At 60.4% G+C, this 17,990-nt stretch carries 14 protein-coding genes; 12 read left to right on the forward strand and 2 right to left on the reverse strand.

The genetic code is table 11. From position 1 onward, the window contains the following. Window positions 1-49 precede the first annotated feature (49 nt). The 12 genes from ACZ89R_RS20930 to ACZ89R_RS20985 all read left to right on the forward strand — a co-directional run bounded on the left by ACZ89R_RS20930 (window position 50) and on the right by ACZ89R_RS20985 (window position 15,059). Complete coding sequence (locus ACZ89R_RS20930) at window positions 50-1,549, forward strand: NAD(P)H-hydrate dehydratase (protein ID WP_429544712.1); 1,500 nt, start codon at window positions 50-52, stop codon at window positions 1,547-1,549. Further along, window positions 1,537-2,007, forward strand: a complete 471-nt coding sequence (gene tsaE, locus ACZ89R_RS20935; protein ID WP_429544711.1) for a tRNA (adenosine(37)-N6)-threonylcarbamoyltransferase complex ATPase subunit type 1 TsaE — start codon at window positions 1,537-1,539, stop codon at window positions 2,005-2,007. The genes ACZ89R_RS20930 and tsaE overlap by 13 nt, the downstream gene beginning before the upstream one ends. Next, window positions 2,008-3,438 (forward strand): N-acetylmuramoyl-L-alanine amidase, encoded by a 1,431-nt coding sequence (locus ACZ89R_RS20940; protein ID WP_123499853.1) that lies wholly within the window; start codon window positions 2,008-2,010, stop codon window positions 3,436-3,438. A gap of 8 nt (window positions 3,439-3,446) precedes the next feature. After that, window positions 3,447-5,345, forward strand: coding sequence for a DNA mismatch repair endonuclease MutL (gene mutL / locus ACZ89R_RS20945; RefSeq protein WP_429547827.1), 1,899 nt, complete (start codon window positions 3,447-3,449; stop codon window positions 5,343-5,345). Next, window positions 5,345-6,316, forward strand: a complete 972-nt coding sequence (gene miaA, locus ACZ89R_RS20950) for a tRNA (adenosine(37)-N6)-dimethylallyltransferase MiaA (protein ID WP_429544237.1) — start codon at window positions 5,345-5,347, stop codon at window positions 6,314-6,316. Before mutL ends, miaA begins: the two co-directional genes overlap by 1 nt. A gap of 94 nt (window positions 6,317-6,410) precedes the next feature. Further along, window positions 6,411-6,671: an RNA chaperone Hfq gene (gene hfq, locus ACZ89R_RS20955; protein ID WP_007902656.1), complete on the forward strand. Its 261-nt coding sequence runs from the start codon at window positions 6,411-6,413 to the stop codon at window positions 6,669-6,671. Between the two features lie 12 nt (window positions 6,672-6,683). Next, complete coding sequence (gene hflX, locus ACZ89R_RS20960) at window positions 6,684-7,985, forward strand: ribosome rescue GTPase HflX (protein WP_429544710.1); 1,302 nt, start codon at window positions 6,684-6,686, stop codon at window positions 7,983-7,985. A 96-nt stretch (window positions 7,986-8,081) separates the two neighbouring features. Then, complete coding sequence (gene hflK, locus ACZ89R_RS20965; protein WP_007902662.1) at window positions 8,082-9,254, forward strand: FtsH protease activity modulator HflK; 1,173 nt, start codon at window positions 8,082-8,084, stop codon at window positions 9,252-9,254. Beyond that, window positions 9,254-10,123 carry a protease modulator HflC gene (gene hflC, locus ACZ89R_RS20970; protein ID WP_123499847.1) on the forward strand — a complete coding sequence of 290 codons (870 nt, stop codon included), beginning with the start codon at window positions 9,254-9,256 and terminating at the stop codon, window positions 10,121-10,123. Before hflK ends, hflC begins: the two co-directional genes overlap by 1 nt. A 317-nt stretch (window positions 10,124-10,440) precedes the next feature. Continuing rightward, window positions 10,441-11,628: an ATP phosphoribosyltransferase regulatory subunit gene (locus ACZ89R_RS20975; RefSeq protein ID WP_429544709.1), complete on the forward strand. Its 1,188-nt coding sequence runs from the start codon at window positions 10,441-10,443 to the stop codon at window positions 11,626-11,628. A 54-nt stretch (window positions 11,629-11,682) separates the two neighbouring features. Beyond that, window positions 11,683-12,975, forward strand: coding sequence for an adenylosuccinate synthase (locus ACZ89R_RS20980; protein WP_008068879.1), 1,293 nt, complete (start codon window positions 11,683-11,685; stop codon window positions 12,973-12,975). Window positions 12,976-13,124: 149 nt separating this feature from the next. Continuing rightward, window positions 13,125-15,059, forward strand: coding sequence for a methyl-accepting chemotaxis protein (locus tag ACZ89R_RS20985; RefSeq protein ID WP_429544708.1), 1,935 nt, complete (start codon window positions 13,125-13,127; stop codon window positions 15,057-15,059). Window positions 15,060-15,150: 91 nt separating this feature from the next. Here ACZ89R_RS20985 and ACZ89R_RS20990 read toward each other — a convergent pair whose 3' ends face one another. Further along, a complete protein-coding gene (locus ACZ89R_RS20990) occupies window positions 15,151-16,716 on the reverse strand; it encodes an ABC transporter permease (RefSeq protein WP_429544707.1) in 1,566 nt (521 codons plus the stop codon). After that, the gene (locus tag ACZ89R_RS20995) at window positions 16,716-17,726 is read right to left on the reverse strand and encodes an iron ABC transporter substrate-binding protein (RefSeq protein WP_192345963.1); all 1,011 of its coding nucleotides are present in this window, start codon (window positions 17,724-17,726) and stop codon (window positions 16,716-16,718) included. Before ACZ89R_RS20995 ends, ACZ89R_RS20990 begins: the two co-directional genes overlap by 1 nt. Window positions 17,727-17,990: the final 264 nt, after the last annotated feature.

A 17,990-nucleotide genomic window follows, 5' to 3' on the forward strand; every position in this document is an offset into this window, starting at 1 on the left:
CGGAGCTGAGGTGCGTATAATTCTGCCAGACATCGGAGCCTGAAGACGCATGCCGCACACTAAAGATGAATTACCCGACGCGCTGTATAGCGCCGCGCAAGTCCGAGGGCTCGATGCGAGCCTGATTGCGGCCGGTACACCGGGCTTCGAACTGATGCGGCGTGCAGCGCGGGCGACCTGGCGCGCGCTGGTCCGCCATTGGCCCACGGCCCACGAATTGAGCGTGGTGGCCGGCCACGGCAATAATGCGGGCGACGGTTATCTGGTGGCCGTGCTGGCCCGACGTGCCGGCTGGCACGTGCGGGTGCTGGCCGCCGGTGATCCCGGGCGTTTGCAGGGCGATGCCGCATCGGCCCATGCCGAGGCGGTAGCCGAAGGCGTCGCCATTCAAGACTGGAATGCGCACTGCGAATTACGTGGCATTGTGCTGGATGCCTTGCTTGGCACTGGCCTGACCGGTGAAGTGCGCGAGCCATACGCCAGTGTCATCGCCGCGATCAACGCCAGTGGGCTACCGGTTGCGGCGGTGGATATCCCCTCGGGACTATGCGCCGATACGGGGCGCCAGCTCGGCATTGCGGTTCGAGCAGACCTCACGGTGACGTTCATCGGCTTGAAGCTGGGCCTGTTCACCGGTGACGCTGCGAATGTGGTTGGCGATTTGGTCTTCAATGATCTGCTAGCCGCCCCTGAGACGTTTATCGGGGCCACGGTCAGTGCTCGTCGCCTGACGGCCGGTAATGTGCCGCGTCTGACCGGTCGCATTCCAACGTCCCACAAAGGCAAATTTGGCCACGTATTGCTGGTCGGCGGTGATCGCGGTTTTGGCGGCGCCATCCTGCTCAGCGCTCAAAGTGCCCTGCGCAGCGGCGCCGGCATGGTGTCTGTGGCCACCCGCAACGAGCATGTTCCAGCTGCATTGGCGCGGTTGCCTGAAGCGATGGTGCTCGGCATTTCGTCGGCCAATCAATTGATGGGGCTGCTTGCGAAGGTCACGGTGCTGGTCGTCGGCCCAGGGCTGGGGCAGGCCGCCTGGGGGCGCAGTCTGTTGTCGGCCGCGGCCAATGCGCCGCTGCCGCAAGTCTGGGACGCCGATGCGTTGAACCTGTTGGCCGAAGGTGGCGTGAGTTTGCCCGCCCATTGTGTTATCACGCCGCACCCTGGCGAGGCGGCGCGATTGCTGGGGCTATCGACGGCCGATGTTCAGGCCGATCGTCCTGCCGCTGCCCATGCATTGAGCAAAAAATATACAGCTGTCGTGGTGCTCAAGGGCGCCGGCAGCCTGATCGCCAGCCCCGACGGGCGCCTGGCGCTGTGTCATCAGGGCCATCCGGCCATGGCATCTGCCGGTTTGGGCGATGTGCTGGCCGGTCTGGTCGGCGCCTTGCTCGCTCAGGGTATGGATGCGTATGACGCGGCATGCCTGGCGGTCTGGCTGCACGCCAATGCCGGCGCGCAACAAGGTAAATTCGGCCGTGGGCTGGCGGCCAGTGATCTGATTCCAGCCATTCGTCAGTTGTTGGAGGAGCAAGCACCGTGTCTGAAGTAACCCTGTACCTGGCTGATGAAGAGGCGATGACCGCATTTGGTGCGCGCATTGCACAAACCACTGAAGGGCACGGTCTGATTTTTCTCGAGGGGGATTTGGGTGCGGGGAAAACCACGCTGTCCCGGGGCATTATTCGTGGCCTGGGACATACAGGCGCGGTAAAAAGTCCGACCTTCACTCTGGTCGAGCCCTACGAGATTGGGGAGGTCCGCGCCTTCCATTTCGACCTGTATCGACTGGTCGATCCGGAGGAGCTGGAGTACCTCGGCATCCGTGACTATTTCGAAGACGATGCACTGTGCCTGATCGAATGGCCCCGCAACGGTGCAGGCTTTTTGCCAAAGCCCGACCTGACCATTACCATTAGCCCGCAAGACAGCGGGCGTTCGCTGAAAATTTTGCCCCAGGGCTCGCGTGGCGAGTCGTGGTGTGCCGCTTTGGCATTGGAATTCAATTAAATGATGGGGTTAGGTATGCGCTTTCGCGCGTTGGTTGCTGCCGTAGGATTGTTGTTTCTGGCGGTGACCGTCGACGCTGTGGCCGAGACGAAGGTCAACAGTGTTCGCCTGTGGCGGGCGCCGGACAACACGCGGCTGGTGTTTGACCTGACAGGGTCTGTCCAGCACAGCGTTTTTACCCTGACCTCCCCGGATCGGCTGGTGATCGACATCAATGGCGCAACTCTGGGGGCGCCGCTGAACGTCAATACCTCGAACACTCCGATCACCGCAATGCGCTCGGCTCAACGTACGCCGACCGACCTGCGGGTGGTCATCGACCTGAAAAAAGCCGTCACGCCAAAAAGCTTCACCCTGGCGCCAAACGCCCAATACGGCAATCGCCTGGTCGTCGACCTGTTCGACAATGCGGCCGACGCCGCGCCACCGCCTGCGCCAACGCCGGCTGTGGCGACGTTGCCTGCGGTCCCTGTCGCACCCTCCGAGCCTTCGATCAAATTGCCGCCCGCCCCGGCCGGCAAGCGCGACATCATTGTGGTGATCGATGCCGGCCACGGTGGCGAAGACCCCGGCGCCTCGGGCTCTCGCGGTCAGCGTGAAAAAGACGTGGTGCTGGCCATCGCCCGTGAACTGCAGCGTCAGGTCAATGGCATGAAAGGCTTCCGCGCCGAACTGACTCGCACCGGCGACTACTTCATTCCGTTGCGCGGTCGTACCGAAATTGCGCGCAAGAAGGGTGCGGACCTGTTCGTTTCGATCCACGCTGACGCCGCACCTTCGGCTGCTGCATTCGGTGCGTCAGTGTTCGCCCTGTCCGACCGCGGCGCTACGTCGGAGACCGCCCGTTGGCTGGCCGACAGCGAAAACCGTTCCGACTTGATCGGCGGTGCCGGCAACGTCAGCCTCGACGACAAGGACCGCATGCTGGCCGGCGTGCTGCTCGATTTGTCGATGACCGCTTCCCTGACGTCCAGCCTCAACGTTGGCCAGAAAGTCTTGAGCAACATCGGCCGCGTCACGCCGCTGCACAAACAGCGCGTAGAGCAAGCCGGGTTCATGGTACTGAAGTCGCCGGACATCCCGTCGATTCTGGTGGAAACCGGGTTCATCTCCAACGCCAACGAAGCGTCCAAGCTTGCCGCTGCGAACCATCAGCAAGCGCTGGCGCGTTCTATCAGCAGCGGCGTGCGGCAGTTCTTCCAGCAGAATCCACCGCCGGGCACCTACATTGCCTGGTTGCGCGATTCCGGCAAAATCGCCCAGGGCCCGCGTGACCATCGCGTCAATCCCGGTGAGACCCTGGCGATGATCGCCGTGCGCTATCAGGTGTCTCCGGCCACCTTGCGCAGCGCTAACAACCTCAAGAGCGACGAGCTGAAGATTGGTCAGACATTGACCATCCCCGGCACTGAACTGGCGGCCAAAGAATGAACCAGGTGCTGACCAACGCTGCGCGCATCGAGCTGCTCAGCCCGCGGCTGGCGAACCAGATTGCCGCCGGTGAAGTGGTCGAGCGCCCGGCCTCGGTGATCAAGGAGTTGCTGGAGAACAGCCTCGACTCCGGTGCCAAGCGCATCGATGTCGATGTGGAACAGGGCGGCGTCAAGTTGCTGCGGGTGCGCGACGATGGCAGCGGCATTTCTGCCGATGACCTGCCCCTGGCCCTGGCCCGTCATGCCACCAGCAAGATTCGTAACCTGGAAGACCTTGAGCAGGTGATGAGCCTGGGGTTTCGTGGTGAGGCGCTGGCGTCCATCAGCTCCGTGGCGCGCCTGACCCTGACGTCCCGCACTCGCGGTGCCGATCAAGCCTGGCAGGTGGAAACCGAAGGCCGGGACATGGCACCTCGCGTACAACCTGCGGCCCATCCGGTGGGGACTTCGGTGGAAGTGCGCGATTTGTTCTTCAATACCCCGGCGCGCCGCAAGTTTCTCAAGACCGAAAAAACCGAGTTCGATCACCTGCAAGAAGTGATCAAGCGCCTGGCGCTGGCGCGGTTCGATGTGGCGTTCCATCTGCGCCACAACGGCAAAACCATCCTCAGCCTGCACGAAGCCCACGATGACGCGGCCCGCGCCCGGCGTGTGGCGGCGATCTGCGGGGCGGGTTTTCTGGAGCAGGCGCTGCCGATGGAGATCGAGCGCAATGGCTTGCATCTGTGGGGCTGGGTCGGGTTGCCGACGTTCAATCGCAGCCAGGCAGACTTGCAATATTTCTTCGTGAATGGCCGCGCGGTGCGCGACAAACTGGTGGCCCACGCGGTGCGTCAGGCTTATCGCGATGTGCTGTTCAACGGTCGGCACCCGACGTTCGTGCTGTTTTTCGAAGTCGATCCGGCGGGCGTCGACGTCAACGTGCACCCGACCAAGCACGAAGTACGCTTCCGTGACGGACGCATGGTTCACGATTTCCTCTATGGCACGTTGCACCGCGCTCTCGGCGATGTGCGGCCGGAGGATCATTTGGCTGCGCCGGTTGCGACGGCCATTGTCCGGCCCACCGGGCTCGACGCCGGTGAGTTCGGTCCGCAGGGCGAAATGCGTCTGGCGGCCAATGCGCTGCTGGAACAGCCTCAGGCCCAACCGTCATTCAACACGCCGGCTGGCTCGGGCGCTGGCGCCGGTTATCAGTATCAATACACGCCGCGGCCTCAGTCCGGCGTGCCCGTCGCCGAAGCTCAAGCGGCCTACCGTGAGTTCTTCGCGCCTTTGCCCGAAGCCAACGCGGTCGCGCTGCCAGCCGGGCAGGACGACATTCCACCGCTGGGTTATGCATTGGCGCAGCTCAAGGGCATCTATATTCTTTCGGAAAACGCCCAAGGCCTGGTGCTGGTGGACATGCACGCCGCTCACGAGCGGATCATGTACGAACGCCTGAAAATCGCCATGGCCAGCGAAGGCCTGAGCGGTCAGCCGCTGTTGGTGCCGGAGTCCCTGGCGGTCAGTCAGCGCGAAGCCGATTGCGCCGAAGAACACGTCGCGTGGTTCCAGCGGCTGGGCTTTGAATTGCAGCGCCTTGGCCCGGAGTCGCTGGCCATCCGGCAAATTCCCGCCTTGCTGAAGCAGGCGGAAGCCAATCGGCTGGTCAGCGACGTTCTGGCGGATTTGATGGAATACGGCACCAGCGACCGGATTCAGGCACACCTGAACGAACTGCTCGGCACCATGGCCTGCCACGGCGCGATTCGCGCGAATCGGCGTCTGGCCTTGCCGGAAATGAACGGTCTGCTGCGGGACATGGAAAACACCGAGCGCAGCGGTCAATGCAACCATGGCCGACCGACCTGGACCCAACTGGGTCTGGACGATCTGGACAAACTGTTTTTGCGCGGTCGTTGATGAGCCAGCTCCCTCCTGCGATTTTCCTGATGGGGCCGACGGCTGCCGGCAAGACCGACCTGGCCATCGAACTCACCAAGGTTCTGCCCTGCGAGCTGATCAGCGTCGATTCGGCGCTGGTTTACCGTGGCATGGACATTGGCACTGCCAAACCTTCCAAAGAGCTATTGGCCGAATTTCCACATCGGTTGATCGATATTCTCGATCCGGCCGAGAGTTATTCCGCTGCGGATTTTCGTCGGGATGCGCTTGAGGCCATGGCCGAGATCACCGAGCGGGGCAAAATTCCGCTGCTGGTAGGCGGCACAATGCTCTACTACAAGGCTTTGCTCGAAGGTCTGGCCGACATGCCGGCGGCCGATCCGGACGTGCGCGCGCAAATCGAAGAAGAGGCTGCACGCCTTGGTTGGCAAGCCCTGCATGATCAATTGGCGGTCATCGATCCGCAATCGGCCGCGCGAATTCATCCGAACGATCCGCAGCGCCTTAGTCGCGCGCTGGAAGTTTATCGCGTCAGTGGTCAGAGCATGACTGAGCTACGCTTGCGACAATCTGCGCAAAGTACTGAAGCAGCCGCTTCGGGACTGCAACAATTGCCCTATACTGTCGCGAACTTGGCTATCGCCCCGGCAAATCGCCAGGTACTGCACGAGCGTATTAAACAAAGATTCACAAATATGTTGGAACAGGGATTCATCGACGAGGTCGTAGCCCTGCGAGATAGAGGTGACCTGCATTCGGGGATGCCGTCTATACGTGCTGTAGGTTATCGACAAGTCTGGGATTACCTGGATGGCAAGCTGACGCAAGCCGAGATGCAGGAGCGTGGAATCATTGCCACGCGCCAATTGGCAAAGCGCCAGTTCACCTGGCTACGCAGTTGGGCTGATTTACACTGGTTGGACAGCCTCGATTGCGACAATCTGCCGCGCGCCTTGAAATACCTTGGGACCATCTCCATATTGAGCTGAGTCCTTGCAATTGCCGTCTATCCTTGGGGGTGTGACGGCCCCAAGCCATCTGTTTACCTATTTTTTATATTGAATCCTTAAAGGAGTGCGGCACATGTCAAAAGGGCATTCGCTACAAGACCCTTACTTGAATACTTTACGTAAAGAGAAAGTGGGGGTTTCCATCTACCTGGTCAACGGGATCAAACTGCAAGGCACGATCGAGTCTTTCGACCAGTTCGTTATCCTGCTGAAAAACACCGTTAGCCAAATGGTTTACAAACACGCTATCTCTACAGTGGTGCCGGTTCGTCCAATTCGTCTGCCTAGCGCAACCGAATCCGAAGCAGGTGACGCTGAGCCAGGTAACGCCTGATAGGAGTCTCCTTTGTTCTTTGAGCGCCACGGTGGTGGTGAGCGGGCAATTCTCGTTCACTTGGATGGTCAGGACCCTGAGGCGCGCGAAGATCCGCAGGAGTTTCAGGAGTTGGCAATTTCGGCTGGCGCCGAGACCGTCGCGTTTTTTAACGTGCCGCGTCATCGGCCAACCGCCAAAACCCTGATCAGCAGCGGCAAGGTCGAAGAGTTACGCGATCTGGTCAGCGCCGAACAGGTCGATCTGGTGATTTTCAATCACATCCTCACGCCCAGTCAGGAACGTAACCTCGAACGTATTTTCGAGTGCCGCGTGATTGACCGCACGGGTTTGATTCTCGATATCTTCGCCCAACGCGCCCGCACCCATGAAGGCAAGCTCCAGGTTGAACTGGCTCAGCTTGAACATATGAGTACGCGGCTGGTTCGTGGCTGGACTCACCTTGAGCGGCAGAAGGGCGGTATCGGTCTGCGCGGCCCGGGTGAAACCCAGCTGGAAACCGACCGGCGCCTGTTGCGGGTTCGCCTGCGTCAGATCAAGGGGCGCCTGGAAAAGGTCCGCAGCCAGCGCGAGCAATCTCGTCGCGGGCGCAAACGTGCTGACATTCCGACGGTTTCACTGGTGGGTTATACCAACGCCGGCAAATCGACGCTGTTCAACTCGGTCACCGATTCCGACGTCTTCGCCGCCGACCAGTTATTCGCGACCCTCGACCCGACCTTGCGCCGACTCGAACTCGACGACCTCGGGCCGATCGTGCTGGCTGACACCGTAGGCTTCATTCGCCACCTGCCGCACAAACTGGTCGAGGCATTTCGGGCTACGCTCGAAGAGTCGAGCAACTCCGACCTGCTGCTGCATGTGATCGATGCGCATGAGCCTGAGCGTATGGCCCAGATCGAACAGGTCATGGTGGTGCTCGGGGAGATCGGGGCACAAGACTTGCCGATCCTTGAGGTATACAACAAACTCGATTTGCTCGAGGGTGTTGAGCCGCAGATCCAGCGCGATGCCGATGGCAAACCGCAGCGGGTCTGGTTGTCGGCCAAGGACGGTACCGGTCTTGACCTGCTCAAGCAGGCCGTGGCCGAACTGTTAGGCAGTGATTTGTTTGTTGGCACCTTGCGCTTGCCGCAACGTTTTGCTCGACTGCGTGCGCAGTTTTTCGAACTCGGTGCCGTGCAAAAAGAAGAGCACGACGAAGAAGGCATCAGCTTGCTGGCCGTTCGCTTGCCACGGATTGAATTGAATCGAATCGTGAGCCGCGAAGGTCTGCAACCGATGGAATTCATCGAGCAACACACTTTGCAATAAAAGCCTGAGAAAGCGGTTGTGCCGCGGTGACAGGCATTCTGTAGCATTGGTCGGCGCGCCGTGGGTGCGTCTTTGCTTTATCAGATGGAGAGCGCTATGGCTTGGAATGAGCCGGGTGGCAACTCGAATAATCAGGATCCTTGGGGTGGCAAGCGCCGCAATAACGGCGACCGCAAGGGACCACCGGATCTCGACGAGGCCTTCCGAAAGCTGCAGGAAAGCCTGAACGGGTTGTTCGGTGGTGGTAAAAAACGCGGTGACGAGGGCGGTCGCCCGGGCAAGAGCGGCGGCTTCGGCGGCTTGCTCGGCATCGGCCTGGTCGTGCTGGCGGCTGTGTGGCTGTACAGCGCTGTCTACGTGGTCGACGAGCAGGAGCAAGCCGTAGTGCTGCGCTTCGGCAAGTACTATGAAACCGTCGGCCCGGGCCTGAACATCTATTTCCCGCCGATCGATCGCAAGTACATGGAAAATGTCACGCGTGAGCGTGCCTATACCAAGCAGGGTCAAATGCTGACTGAAGACGAAAACATCGTCGAAGTGCCGCTGACCGTGCAGTACAAGATCAGCAACCTGCAAGACTTCGTGCTGAACGTCGATCAGCCGGAAATCAGCCTGCAACATGCAACCGACAGTGCCTTGCGTCACGTGGTGGGTTCTACCGCCATGGATCAGGTGCTGACCGAAGGTCGTGAGCTGATGGCCAGCGAAATCAAAGAGCGTCTGCAACGCTTCCTCGATACCTACCGCACCGGTATCACCGTCACCCAGGTCAACGTACAGAGCGCAGCTGCACCGCGTGAAGTCCAGGAAGCCTTCGATGACGTGATCCGCGCCCGTGAAGATGAGCAGCGTTCGCGAAACCAGGCTGAAACCTACGCCAACGGCGTCGTGCCGGAGGCCCGTGGTCAGGCCCAGCGCATCCTCGAGGATGCCAACGGTTACCGCGACGAGACCGTCTCCCGCGCCAAGGGTGAGGCCGATCGCTTCACCAAGCTGGTGGCCGAGTATCGCAAGGCCCCTGAAGTCACCCGCCAGCGTCTGTATCTGGACACCATGCAGGAAATCTTCAGCAACACCAGCAAGGTTCTCGTGACCGGCAACAAGGATGGCCAGAACAATCTGCTCTACTTGCCGCTGGACAAGATGATCGACAGTGGTCGCAGCCCCGGCGCTCCGGTGACCGGCGCAGCAGCCAGCAGCAATGAAGTGAATGCGCGTGCGGCAGCTGATCTGCAGCAACAGCAAGCACGTACCAGGGAGAGTCGCTGATGAGCAATAAATCGCTGATCGCCCTTATTATCGGCGTCGTCGTGGCGATCGTTGCCTGGAACTGCTTCTACATCGTGGCTCAGACCGAGCGCGCGGTGATGCTGCAGTTCGGTCGCGTGGTCCAGACCGATGTTCAACCGGGCCTGCACATGAAAGTGCCTTACGTGAACAAGGTGCGCAAATTCGACGCGCGCCTGATGACACTGGATGCACCGACACAACGCTTCCTGACGCTGGAAAAGAAAGCCGTAATGGTCGATGCCTACGCCAAATGGCGCGTGAAAGATGCCGAGCGCTTCTACACCGCGACTTCCGGCCTCAAGCAGATTGCCGACGAGCGTCTTTCCCGTCGTCTGGAATCGGGCCTGCGTGACCAGTTCGGTAAGCGCACCCTGCACGAAGTAGTGTCCGGTGAGCGTGATGCGCTGATGGCTGACATCACCAACTCGCTGAACAAGATGGCGGAAAAAGAGCTGGGCATCGAAGTTGTCGATGTCCGGGTCAAAACCATCGACCTGCCGAAGGAAGTGAACCGCAGCGTGTTCGAACGTATGAGCACCGAGCGTGAGCGTGAAGCTCGCGAGCACCGCGCCAAGGGTAACGAGCTGGCTGAAGGCATCCGTGCCGACGCCGACCGTCAACGCCGTGTGCTGCTGGCTGAAGCCTATCGTGAATCTGAAGAGGTTCGCGGTGATGGTGATGCCCAGGCTGCTGCGATCTACTCCAAAGCATACGGTCAGGATCAGGAGTTCTACGCGTTCTACCGTAGCCTGCGTGCCTACCGTGAAAGCTTCGCGAACAAATCCGACGTCATGGTCCTGGACCCGGGCAGCGACTTCTTCCGTTACCTGGAAAAAGCCAAGCCTTGATACGGCGTTGACCTGAATCATCCCCCGCCTGGCGGCTAAAACCTCGGGCGGGGTGATCCTTTGGGAAAACGTGTGTATGATGCGGCAGCCGGGAAATTCCCGGCTTTTTTGCGTCTGCACGTTTGATTGCTGTTTTTATGCAGGCGCCCGAGTTGAATGACTCGACAGGTTTTTCGAGGAAAGTGGTTGGCGAAGCCGGTTTCAGGCTTTTCGCCCCGTTGTCCATGCGCGCGGTTTGTGCGCATGGGCCGATCATTTTCTGCTTCACTCAAGGCTCGCCCAAAGGCTTGTCGCCCGGATCATAGGGGAATGGCGTAATGGCAACGGTAGACCGCTGGCTGCTGCCAGATGGCATCGAAGAAGTACTGCCACCAGAAGCTGCGCGCATCGAAATAGCGCGTCGCCAGGTGTTGGATCTGTTCCAGAGCTGGGGTTACGAGTTTGTCGTGACTCCCCATATCGAGTACCTGGAATCCCTGCTGACCGGCGCGGGCTCGGACCTCGATCTGCGCACCTTCAAGGTCATCGACCCGCAGTCGGGCCGGCAGATGGGTTTCCGTGCCGACATCACGCCGCAAGTGGCGCGCATCGATGCGCACACCCTGCGTCGCGAAGGGCCGAGCCGTCTGTGTTATGCCGGTAGCGTGCTGCATGCCCAGCCGCGTGCCTTGTCGTCCTCACGCAGCCCGATTCAACTGGGCGCCGAGTTGTACGGCGATGCCAGCCCGAGCAGCGACGTGGAAGTCATCAGCCTGATGCTGGCCATGCTGCAACTGGCCGATGTGCCGGATGTGCACATGGACCTCGGCCATGTCGGCATCTATCGTGGTCTGGCCCGCGCCGCCGGTTTGTCCGGCGAAGCCGAGCAACAGTTGTTCGATGCATTGCAACGTAAAGCCATCGACGAGGTCATTACCTTGACCGAAGGCTTGCCTGCCGATCTGTCGGGCATGCTGCGAGCGCTGGTCGACCTGTGTGGCGGTCGTGAAGTGTTGAGCGCAGCGCGTGAGCGTCTGGCCAATGCGCCGGCACCCGTACTAGCGGCCCTGGACGATTTGCTGGCAATTGCCGAACGTCTGTCCACGCGTTTCCCGGAATTACCGCTGTATTTCGACCTGGGCGAGTTGCGCGGTTACCACTACCACACCGGTGTAGTGTTCGCCGTGTTCGTACCGGGGGTTGGCCAGTCCATTGCTCAGGGCGGTCGTTACGACGACATCGGTGCCGACTTCGGTCGTGCCCGTCCGGCAACTGGTTTCTCTACCGATTTGAAAACCCTGGTGACCCTGGGGCGTGCTGAAATCGAGCTACCGTCTGGCGGTATCTGGATGCCTGACAGTACGGATGCAGCACTCTGGCAGCAGGTTTGCCAGTTGCGCAGTGAGGGTCAGCGTGTCGTTCAGGCATTGCCTGGGCAGCTTTTGGCCGCCGCCCGTGAAGCGGACTGCGACCGGCAATTGATTCAGCAGAACGGGCTTTGGCAAGTATTGCCGCTGGCTTCTTGAGTTTTCCTGCCGGCCGCCGCCGGTACCAAGTTTGCGCGAATGAGGACAAGTGTTATGGGTAAGAATGTCGTAGTCCTGGGCACCCAATGGGGTGATGAGGGCAAAGGCAAGATCGTTGATCTGCTGACCGAACATGCTGCCGCCGTAGTGCGCTACCAAGGTGGCCACAACGCTGGTCACACCCTGGTGATCGACGGCGAAAAAACCGTCTTGCACCTGATCCCGTCGGGCGTGCTGCGCGAAGGCGTGCAGTGCCTGATCGGTAACGGCGTGGTGGTTGCGCCCGACGCCCTGCTTCGGGAGATCATCAAGCTGGAAGAGAAAGGCGTACCGGTGCGCGAGCGCCTGCGTATCAGCCCGTCCTGCCCGCTGATCCTGTCCTACCACGTAGCGTTGGACCAGGCCCGTGAAAAGGCCCGTGGCGAGCTGAAGATCGGTACTACCGGTCGCGGCATCGGCCCGGCTTACGAAGACAAGGTTGCCCGTCGCGGTCTGCGCATCGGTGACCTGTTCCACCGCGAACGTTTCGCCGCCAAGCTGGGCGAGTTGCTGGATTACCACAACTTCGTACTGGTCAATTACTACAAAGAACCGGCAATCGACTTCCAGAAAACACTCGACGAGTGCATGGAATACGCCGAGCTGCTCAAGCCAATGATGGTCGACGTCACCGCTGAACTGCACGAGCTGCGTCGCGCTGGCAAAGACATCATGTTCGAAGGCGCCCAAGGCTCCCTGCTGGACATCGACCACGGTACTTACCCGTACGTCACCAGCTCCAACACCACCGCAGGCGGCATCGCCACCGGTTCGGGTTTTGGCCCGATGTACCTGGATTACATCCTCGGCATCACCAAGGCTTACACCACTCGCGTGGGTTCTGGTCCGTTCCCGACTGAACTGTTCGACGACGTCGGTGCTTTCCTGGCCAAGCGTGGCCATGAGTTCGGCGCTACTACCGGCCGTGCCCGTCGTTGCGGCTGGTTCGATGCCGTCATCCTGCGTCGCGCCATCGACGTCAACAGCATTTCGGGCCTGTGCCTGACCAAGCTGGACGTGCTGGACGGTCTGGAAACCATCAACATCTGTGTGGGCTACAAGAACCAGGACGGTGCAGTGATCGATGCGCCGACTGACGCCGATAGCTACATTGGCCTGGAGCCGGTGTACGAGCAAATGCCAGGCTGGACCGAATCCACCGTCGGTGCCAAGACTCTGGAAGAGCTGCCTCAGGCTGCACGCAACTACATCAAGCGCGTCGAAGAGTTGGTCGGTGCGCCGATCGACATTATTTCGACGGGCCCGGACCGCAACGAAACCATCGTTCTGCGTCACCCGTTCGCTTAATAAGTCATTGATGTAAAACACAAAGGCCCCTTAATTGGGGCCTTTGTCGTTTATGCCTGTCGAACGGCATGACCTTTGCTGTGAACATTGAAAAAGCATCGTTTCTGACGTGCTATCAATTTGATGGCGTCAAAGCAGAGGGATTTTCAGTGTCGGCCGTTCTCTCACTGTTACAAAGCCGTCTCTTGCGGCCCGTGTTCGTTACCCTAGGTATCGCCCTTTTGGTGCAGGTGCTGGTAGCTGTCGCTCTGACCCGGAGCACAGTGACTGCGCTGGAAGCTGATTTGGGTATGCGGTTGGACGCCGATAGCCAAAAGCTCTCTGGTGAGCTTGAGCAGGCAGGGCGTGAAGTCACGTCGAGCCTGGATAGCCTGTCTACCAGTACCCGTCAGCGCCTGACGGCCGGGCTGTCTTCGCGTCTGAAGGACGAGCAGGCGCAACTGCGTGCGACGCTGGAGAAGGACCTGAAGGATTCGGCCAACGACATGGCGCAGCTTCTGGCCTCGGTCGCACCCCGCGCCATGTGGGACAGCGACATCCCCACCCTGTCCGAATTCGCTCGCCGTGCCCAGCGCAATCCCAATGTGTTGTTCGTGGTCTACGACGACGCCACGGGCCAGCACCTGACGCGCTACCTCAACCGGGAGAACCCGATCAACAAGGCGCTTCTGGAAAAAGGCCAGGGCGAGCGGGCGCTGGACAAGGTGCTGGATGCGGCGAAGAACGATCCGTCGGTCTACTACCTTGAAGCCTCGATCAATCCCAATGGGGTGGAGATCGGCAAGGTGTTGATGGGCGTCTCGACCGCCTCCGTGGAAACCGATGTGGCGGCGCTGGACAAGCGATTCTCGGCGCTGATCGCCAGCAGTGATCAACTGGTGGGTGACAGTCTCAAAGGCGCGGCGGCTGACAGTGCGGCGGCGATGCGCGGGCGTCTGCAATCGGCACAGTCCACCGCCACTGAAATGAAAGCCAATACCACCACTGCTGTGCAGGAAGCTGCCGGGACTTTGCGCTGGCGCATCGGCATGGGCCTGGCGCTGGTAGGTTTTGGTGTGCTGCTGTTGCTCGCGGTGGTGCTGGGTCGTCGGGTGGTCAATCGCTTGAAGCTGCTGATCGCTGCCATGGATGACCTGGCGGCGGGTGAGGGCGATCTGACCAAGCGTGTGCAGATCAACAGTCAGGATGAGATTGGCGATATGGCCTCGGCGGTCAATCGCTTTGTGGATAAGTTGCAGCCGATCGTGCGGGAGGCGGGCGATGTGGCCCAGCGTACCGGTGTGGAAATTGGTGCCATGACTTTGCGCAATGCCGGTGCCGATGCAGCGGCGGGCATGCAGCGCGATGAAGTAGCCGAAAGCTTGCGCGCGTTGTCGCAAATGGCTGACGAAGCTCAGTCTGAAAGCCACGCCATGCAGGCCGCTTTGCAGCAGGTGGTGGGCATTCGTCAGGCCACGGATGAAAACACTCGGACCTCGGCGAAAGTTGGCAGTCTCATTGAGGCATTGGCCGGACAAGTCGACACTGGTGCGAAAGTCATCGAACGCCTGGCGCAGCAAAGTGAGCAGATTGAAGTGGTGCTGACGGTGATTCACGGGATCGCCGAACAAACCAACTTGCTGGCGTTGAACGCGGCCATTGAAGCGGCGCGTGCCGGCGAGACCGGTCGCGGGTTTGCCGTGGTGGCGGATGAGGTGCGGGCACTGGCGAGCAAGACTCAGAGCTCAACCGGCGACATTCAGGCTCACATTGTTGCGTTGCAGCAGGGCGCGCGCGAGGCCGTCGCGGCAATCGGGCAGGCCGGACGTCAGGCCAGCGAAGGTTTGCTGGTGTTGCGCGACAGTGCGCGGTTGCAGCAGTCGGTGCAGGCGTCGGTCGAGCAGGTGCATGCGGCGATCGGTCTGGCGACACAGGCTGCGGCGCATCAGGCGCAAGGTGCGCAGGCCGTGCGTGGGCGGGTTGAAACCATTCATGCTCAAGCTGAAAAGGCTGCTCAGGCGGTGGTGGAAACCACGGCCAGTGGCAAGGTGCTGGATGGCTTGGCGGCGCAGCTGAAGGCGAGCCTGGGGCAGTTCAGGGCCTGAAGATCAAAAGATCGCAGCCTTCGGCAACTCCTACACAGGAATATGCGTTTCCCTGTAGGAGCTGCCGAAGGTTGCGATCTTTTTTGCTTTATCAGCGGCTCAAATACATCCGCGTCGTCAGCAAGTAAACTGGCAACCCCGACACCACTATCAACAACGCCGCATAAGGCGCCGCCGCCGCAAACTCCACATTTGCGGTATGCGCCCAGACTTCCGTCGCCAGCGTATTCAGTCCGGTGGGACTCAGCAGCAGCGTCGCCGTCAGCTCCTTCATCGCATCCAGAAACACCAGCGCAAAGGCTGCTCCCAAGGCAGGGAAGATGATCGGCAACGTCACCCGACAAAACGCGCTGAAGGACGACGCTCCCAGCGTGCGTGCGGCCTCTTCCAGTTGCGGTGCTGCCTTGTTCAGCGCCGTACGAATCGGTGCCTGCGCCAGCGGCAGAAACAACAGCGCATAAGCAATCAGCAGCAGCGCGGAGGTCTGGTACAGCATCGGCACATAATGCAGGGCGAAATACACCAGAGTCAGCGCAATCACCAATCCCGGCAGCGCATGCAGCAGATACGGCAGGCGCTCGGCCCAGATTGCCAGTCGGCCTTTATGGCGCACCACCAACAATCCCACCGGTACCGCCAGCACCAGGCACAGCGCCGCACCACCGAGAGACAGCGCCAGAGACGACAACAACGCCTCGCTGATCGCGGCGACCGGGAACGCCGCCGACGAACCCACCATCAGCCAGTACGCCAGCATCCCCAGCGGAATGCCGCTGCCGATGATCGCCAGCAGCAGGCAGTAAAGCTGTCCGACAGTCGTCCATGGCCCCAGGCGAACCTGTTGCGCCTGCCTCGCCGCGCCCTGGCCGGTGCGCACATGTCGGCCCTTGCCACGCACGCGTAGCTCCAGCCATAGCAGCACCAGACACAGCGCCAACAGCACCGCCGAGAGCATCGCTGCATTAGCGTTGCTGAATTCCAGCTCGAACTGTTGGTAGATCGCTGTCGTGAAAGTCTGCAGGCCGATGATTGATAGCGCGCCGAACTCCACCAGCATGTGCAGCGCAATCAGCAGCGAACCGGCCAGCAGTGACGGCCAGAGCAACGGCAGGGTGATTTTAAAGAACACGCCCCAGCGATTCTGCCCCAGGGTTCGTGCGGACTCCTCCAGGGACGGATCGAGATTGCGCAGGGTTGCCGCCACTGGCAGAAGAATCAGCGGGTATTTGGACAGGGTCATCACCAGAATCGCGCCGCCTAGCCCTTCGAAGTGAGCGCTCAGCGAGACCCAGGTGAAGCTGCTGACAAATGCCGGCACCGCGAACGGCAGGCACAGGATCACGCCCCATAGCCGTCGACCTGGCAGAGTGCTGCGTTCCAGCAACCAGGCGAGCGACAGGCCAATCACGCCGCAGGCCAGCGTGACGCCCACCATCAGCGCCAGCGTATTACGCAGCAGGCCAAGCACGTAAGGGCGCCACAACAGATGCAGCGCCTCGGCCCAGCCTGCTTGCCAGGTTTTGAGGCCGACATAAGCCAGTGGCAACAGGCTGAGCACCACCAGCAGCAAAACCGGCAGCAACAACCAGATCGACGGCCGCTTGCGCCGTGGCACGTACCCCCCACGCAAGGCGGGGGCAGATAACGATGCGCTCATCAGTTCAAGCCAACGTCACGTTCCAGGTCCAGGGCTTCTTCGGCGTTGCCGAGATCGGCGGGCGTGACTTTCGGCGCTTGCAGTTCGCTGAACGGCTTGAGGCCGCGATCCGATTCCATGCCTTTATGCAGCGGGTATTCGGCGGTGGTCTGGGTGATCACGCGCTGACCTTCTTCGCTGGCCATGTAGGCGAGGAATTGCTGGGCTTCTTTTGGATGTTTGCTGGATTTCAGTACAGCGGCGCTGGAAACGGTGATCAACCCACCGACGTCGCCACCGGTGAAGTAATGCAGTTTCGAATCGAGCTGGCCTTTTTCACGCTGCAAGGCGAACCAGTAGTAATTGTTCACCAGTACGGTGGCGACTTCGCCGTTTTCCACAGCCTTCAGCGCGACCATGTTATTGCTGTAGGTCTTGCCGAAAGCGCGCAGGCCGGTGAGCCATTCTTCGGCGGCGTCCATGCCGTGGACTTTAATGATCGCCACGGCCTGTTCCTGGAATGCGCCGCTGGTGGGCACGAAGCCGACTTTGCCTTGCCATTTCGGATCGGAGAATTCCATTACCGACTTGGGCAGGTCTTTTTCATCGATCAACTTGGGATTGAACGCAACGACGCGGACTCGCGCAGTGATACCGATCCAGGTGCCGTTGCCGGCGACGTAGTCCTTTGGCAGAACGGCGAGGGTGGCGGCGTCGGTCTGAGCCAGCAGGCCTTGTTCGCCGAGTTTGTTCAGTGGTGGGGATTCTTCGGTGTAAATCACATCGGCGGGGGAGCGATCACCTTCTTCGACGATCTGGCTGGCGAGCTGGTTGCTGCTGCCCTTGCGCACATTGACGTGAATCCCGGTCCTGGCTTCGAAGGCTTTGGCGACGGCATCGCCGACTTCCTTGTGTTGGCCGTTATAGAGTGTCAGGGAAACCGGATCGGCGGCTTGGGTGAGGGGAGTGGCGAGTGTCAGGCCGAGCAGGGTGATGGTCAGGCCGCGGCGCAGGGTATTTCGAAACATCATTCGCAGGGTTCCTCACTGTCGCATTGCAAAAACTTGTAACAATGATAAACGATATTGTTTCTCATGTGCGTCTTTGCGGGGCTTGGGAGGGTTTGCTATCGGGGGGCTAACACTTGATCTCCCGTAGGAGCTGCCGAAGGCTGCGATCTTTTGATCTTGATTGTTGGCGCAACTGAATCGCTGAAGATCAAAAGATCGCAGCCTTCGGCAGCTCCTACAGAGGCTGTGCTGACATTTATGAAGTTTTCGAAAGCCAGAAACGCA

The organism is Pseudomonas sp. TE3728 (assembly GCF_056279145.1).